At 70.1% G+C, this 5,641-nt stretch carries 4 protein-coding genes; all 4 read left to right on the forward strand.

The genetic code is table 11. The features are described 5' to 3' along the window. Positions 1 to 1,170, forward strand: a 1,170-nt coding sequence (locus AC1D15_RS15965) for a dihydroorotase (protein ID WP_477826734.1), incomplete at its 5' end; no start/stop codon positions are given. Between the two features lie 4 nt (positions 1,171 to 1,174). Further along, positions 1,175 to 1,906: a lysophospholipid acyltransferase family protein gene (locus tag AC1D15_RS15970; protein WP_477826735.1), complete on the forward strand. Its 732-nt coding sequence runs from the start codon at positions 1,175 to 1,177 to the stop codon at positions 1,904 to 1,906. 186 nt (positions 1,907 to 2,092) lie between these two features. Further along, a complete protein-coding gene (locus tag AC1D15_RS15975; RefSeq protein ID WP_477826736.1) occupies positions 2,093 to 4,324 on the forward strand; it encodes a hypothetical protein in 2,232 nt (743 codons plus the stop codon). 14 nt (positions 4,325 to 4,338) lie between these two features. After that, the coding region (locus AC1D15_RS15980; protein ID WP_477826737.1) for a LamG-like jellyroll fold domain-containing protein at positions 4,339 to 5,641 on the forward strand (1,303 nt) is incomplete at its 3' end.

Here is a 5,641-nt window from a genome sequence, read left to right on the forward strand (position 1 = left end):
ATCGATGCGGGCGGCCTGGTGGTGGCGCCCGGCCTCGTCGACCTGGCGGCGCGGCTGCGCGAGCCGGGGCACGAGCATGAAGGCATGCTCGAGTCGGAGATGGCCGCGGCGGTGGCCGGCGGCGTCACGAGCCTGGTGTGCCCGCCCGACACCGACCCGCCGCTCGACGAGCCGGGCCTGGTCGAGATGCTGAAGTTCCGCGCGCGCAACCTGAACCACGCGCACCTGTACCCGCTGGGCGCGCTGACGCGCGGGCTGGCCGGCGAGGCGATCACCGAGATGGCCGAGCTGACGGAGGCCGGCTGCGTCGGCTTCTCGCAGGCCGACGCGCCGCTGACCGACACGCTGGTGCTGCAGCGCTCGATGCAGTACGCATCCACCTTCGGCTACACCGTGTGGCTGCGGCCGCAGGATGCGCACCTGGGCAAGGGCGTGGCGGCCAGCGGGGCGCTGGCGACGCGGCTCGGGCTGTCGGGCGTGCCGGTGATCGCCGAGACGATCGCGCTGCACGTGATCTTCGAGCTGATGCGCGTCACCGGCGCGCGCGTGCACCTGTGCCGCCTGAGCAGCGCGGCCGGCATCGCGCTGGTGCGGCGYGCCAAGGACGAAGGCCTGCCGGTGACCTGCGACGTGAGCGCCAATCACCTGCACCTGACCGACATCGACATCGGCTACTTCAACGCCGCGATGCGCCTGACGCCGCCGCTGCGCCAGCAGCGCGACCGCGATGCGATCCGCGCCGGGCTGGCTGACGGCACGGTGGATGCGCTGGTCAGCGACCACACGCCGGTCGACGAGGACAACAAGAACCTGCCGTTCGCCGAGGCCGAGCCCGGCTCGACCGGGTTGGAGCTGCTGCTGAGCCTGGCGCTGAAGTGGGGTGACGAGCAGGGCCTGCCGCTGACGAAGACGCTGGCGCGCCTGACCTGCGACCCGGTGCGGGTGCTGGGCGAGAGCCTGGGCTCGCTCGGCTCGAGCGCGGGGCGGCTGGTGCAAGGCGGCGTGGCCGACCTGTGCCTGTTCGACCCGGCGGCGCGCTGGACGGTGGAGCCGGCGAAGTTCCGCAGCCAGGGCCGGCATTCGCCGTTCTCCGGCTACGAGCTGCCGGGCCGTGTGGCCGCGACGATCGTGGCCGGGCAGGTGGCGTTCGAAGCCCCAGCGGCCCTCTGAGGCCGTGCGCACGCTGCGCGCCGTCTGGCGCATCGTGGCCTGCCTCGCGCACGTGGTGCGCGGGGTGCTGATCTGCGCGTTCATCTTTCCGTTCGTGAGCCCGGCACGGCGCGTGGCGCGCGTCGGGCCGTGGTGCGCGGCGATGCTGCGGGTACTGGGCATTCGCGTGGTGGTGCACGGCGAGGTGCATGCGGCGCCGGTGATGATCGTCGCCAACCATGTGTCGTGGATCGACATCCTCGCGATCAATGCGGCGCACACGGCGCGCTTCGTGTCGAAGGCCGACATCCGTCGCTGGCCGGTGATCGGCTGGCTGACGGCCTGCGGCGGCACGCTGTTCATCGAGCGCGAGCGCAAGCGCGATGCGATGCGCGTGGTGCACCAGGTGGCGCAGGCGCTGCAGGAGGGCCACGTGATCGCGGTGTTCCCGGAGGGCACGACCAGCGACGGGCACGGCGTGCTGCCGTTCCACGCCAACCTGCTGCAGGCGGCGATCACCACCGGCGTGCCGGTGCAGCCGCTCGCGTTGCGCTATGCCGATGCGTCGCACACGGTGAGCCCGGCCGCGGCCTACATCGGCGACACCAGCCTGCTGCAATCGCTGTGGTGGGTGGTGATGGCCGAGGGGCTGACGGCGCAGGTGACGGTGCTGCCGGCGCATTACTCGGCGCATGCGCAGCGGCGCGAGTTGTCGGAGGCGGTGCGGGCGGGGATCGTGGGGGCGCTGGGAAAGTGAACAACTGTCAAATCCGCGGCGTGGCAACGATGCCGGGGGCTGGCGGGTCTTGCCGCGGTCATTTCGTTCACGTCTAATCCGCCGGCCGCGTCGATGCAGTTCCTCCAGAGGATTCGCCGCGAGCACCGGTAGTCGGTCGAACACCGCAGGTGTTCACCGATGTCGAGGCGAGACGAGGAGTGGTCCGTGAAGAGCAGGAAGATAGCAGCGCTGACGCTGCTGATGGCGCACGCGTGGCTGGCGTGGACCGGATCGGTTGCAGCGCAGCCCATCACGCAGTACCAGGCGAACTACGAAGCCATCGGCGGGTGGACGTCGTCGGTGCCGGCCGCGGTCGAGGACCTGATCCGGATCCTGGAGACCGTCGGCGGCTCGTATTGCCAAACGGTTCAGCAGCCACCCGATGGATACACCCAGCGCAAGTGCAGCTACCTGGATCACGATCCGAACGAGCGCCGGTTCCGGATGCTGCAGGTGGTCGACGTGGTTCACCGCGGCAGTCAGACGCTGCACACCGAGACCATCCTGGGCGGCACCTACCAAATCCGCGGCCCCTGGTTGATGACGCGCATCAAGGGCCCGCCGCGCAGCTGCCCGGCCCAACTGAAGCCCGGGCACCCGATCCACCCGATCAGCGGCGGCAAGAGCCTGAGGGAAGACCTGGGCGTGGGCCGCATCGGCGGGCAGCCGCTGGTGGCGCTGTACGACACGATGAGCCTGCCGCCGCAGAGCGCGCCTGCGGCGGCATCTGCCGCGGCGCTGGCCGCCCATGCGAGCACCTCGTTCGGCGGATTCTGGCGTGGCAACCTGCACAAGCGCCTGCTCTTGCAGACCGATGCCGCCCAGGCCTTGCGCAGCGTGCTGGCCACGCGGGACGACGGCAGCTGGCAGGGCTTCAAGCGCGACGACACAGGGATCTGGCAGCCCGATGCCGATGTGCTCGACCGCCTGCAGCAGATCACTGGCGGCTGGCGCTACACCGACATGGCCGCGCAATCCGAGGAGCTCTACGACACCGAGGGCCGCCTGCTCAGCGTGGCCTATGCGAACGGCAACCGGCTGAGCTATGGCTACAGCACCGCCGGCGACGGCACACCCGAGCCGGGCCTGCTGACCGGGCTGCAAGACCAGACCGGCCGCAGCGTCAGCTTCAGCTACGAGTGGCCCGCCGGTGCACCCCGGGCGCGCATCCGCCAGATCACGAGCGATGCCGGCAGCACCTTCATCGCGTATGACGCCGGCGGCAACCTGAGCCTGATCACCGACCCGGCGGGCAAGACGCGGCAGTACCTCTATGAACGCAGCGACCTGCCCTGGGCGGTGACGGGCATCGTCGACGAGCGCGGCGCGCGGCTGGCCACCTACGGCTACGACCCGTTCGGCCTGGCCGTGGAGACGCAATGGGCCGGCGGCGCAGACCACTACACGGCCGCCTATGCGACGCCGCCGAAGTGGGACACGACCGACACCTACGATGCGGCCACCAACATCCTGTGGCGCGACCACCACTGGGTGGCGCCGACCGGGCTGACGCTGACCGACCCGAACGGCGCGGTGAGCGACATCAGCACCACCGTCATCAACGACAAGGTGTACCTGAGCGGGCGCAGCCAGCCGGCGGGCGCGGGATGCTCGGCCAGCACCAGCAGCCAGGCGTTCGATGTGAACGGCATCCTGAGCCGCCGGGACGATTTCAACGGCACGAGAAGCTGCTACGCCAATGACCTGCAGCGCAAGCTGCCGATCACGAGCGTGGAGGGGCTGGCACAGACCGATGACTGCGGCAGCGCCACCCAGGCGAGCAGCCTGCCGGCCCCCAGCCGTATGACCAGCACCGAGTGGCACCCGGACTGGCCGCTGCCGGTGCGCCAGGCGGGGCCGAACCTGCTCACCACCTGGATCTACAACGGGCAGAGCGATCCGTTCAACGCGAACCAGATCGCCAGCTGCGCGGCGACGGCCGCCGCCTTGCCCGATGGCAAGCCGCTGCCGCTGTTGTGCAAGCGGGTGGCGCAGGCGACGCTGGACCACAACGGGACCAAGCGCTTTGCGCTGGCCGGGCAGGCGGCGGTGCCGGGAGATCCGAACGGCGTGGATCCGAACTACGCGAGCGTGAGCCTGCTGCTGCACGTGGACGGCAGCAGCAACGCGGCGGGGCTGGTCGACAGCTCGGGCAATGCCTATACGGTCAGCGCCTTCGGCAATGCGAGCGTCAGCTCGTCAGCGGCACGCTACGGCAGCGGCGGCCTGGCACTCGACGGCAGCCAGGGCACCTATGTGACCGCATCGAGTGCGGCGCTGGACCTGGGCGCGAATGACTTCACGGTGGAAGCCTGGGTGCGGTTGAACGCGTACGGCAACTTCGCGACGCTGATGGGCAACTACGGGCAAGGGGGGCGCGGGGCTTCGAGATCCTGACGGGGCCCGACGGCATGCTGTTCACGCGGTGGTCGCAAAACGGATCGAGCGATGTCGCGGCCCTTGTGCACCCCGATCGGCTGGCGTTGAACAGCTGGGCCCACGTGGCGGTGGCGCGGCAGGGTAGCGCACTGCGGATCTTCCTGAACGGCGTGCCGAGTGCGCCGATGACGATCGACGGGGCGATCTACCCGTCAAGCACGCCGGTGAACATCGGGCGCACGCCGGACACCGGCCAGGGCGTGTGGCACCTGAACGGCGCGATCGACGACGTGCGCATCACCAAGGGCGTGGCGCGCTACAGGGCCGCCTTCACACCGCCCACGGCAGGACTGCCGGGCAAGCCGGTGACGCCAGCGGTGCCGTCGTGGTTCAACACCGCGGTGGCCGATGAGGTCCAGAGCTGGACCTATGACGCGGACGGAAGGGTGCTCACCGCCAAGGGCTCGCGCAGCGACGCCAACGACACGACGGTCAGCAGCTACCACCTCGACAGCAACGAGGACCACACCCGGGGCGATCTGAAGAGCATCACGCTGCCGACCGGCGAGACGACCACCTTCACGAAGTACGCGAAGTCCGGCCAGGTGCTGCAGAGCACCGGCCCGACCGGCGTCGTGACGACCTACACCTACGACCTGCGCCAGCGCATGGTGAGCCGCACGGTGGGCGTGCAGACGACGGGCTATGACTACGAGCCCACCGGCCTGCTGAAGAAGGTGACGCTGCCCGACGGCAGCTGGGTGGGCTACGAGTACGACGACGCCCGTCGGGTGGTGGCGGTGGCGGACAAGAAGGGCAATCGCATCGAGTACGTGCTGGACAACGCGGGCAACCGCACGGACCAGCGCGTGAAGGACCCGGCCGGCGAGTTGAAGCAGAGCCTGAACGCGTTGATGGATGCGCTCGGTCGTGTGCAGCAGGCCGGCGTGACCGATCCGGCGCCGGCAACACAGGCCTTCCCGCCGCTGCCGGCTTCACCGCTGCCGCTGGAGCGCTACGAGTACGACGCGCAGGGCAACCGCACGAAGATCACGCAAGGCGCGGGCACGCTGAACCTGCAGACGCGGCTGACGTACGACGCGCTGGAGCGGGTGAAGGACACGACCGACCCGAAGAACGGCACGACGCGCTTCGAGTACGACGGCGGGGATCGCACGACGCAGGTGACCGACCCGAGGAGCCTCGCGACGCAGTACCCGCGCAACGGCCTGGGCGATGCGACGCAGGTGATCAGCCCGGACACCGGCAACGAGGCGCTGACCTACGACGCAGCCCGCAACCTGAAGACCCGCACCGACAGCCGCGGCGTGCTGA

The sequence above is a fragment of the Rhizobacter sp. P2_H2 genome (assembly GCF_056403375.1).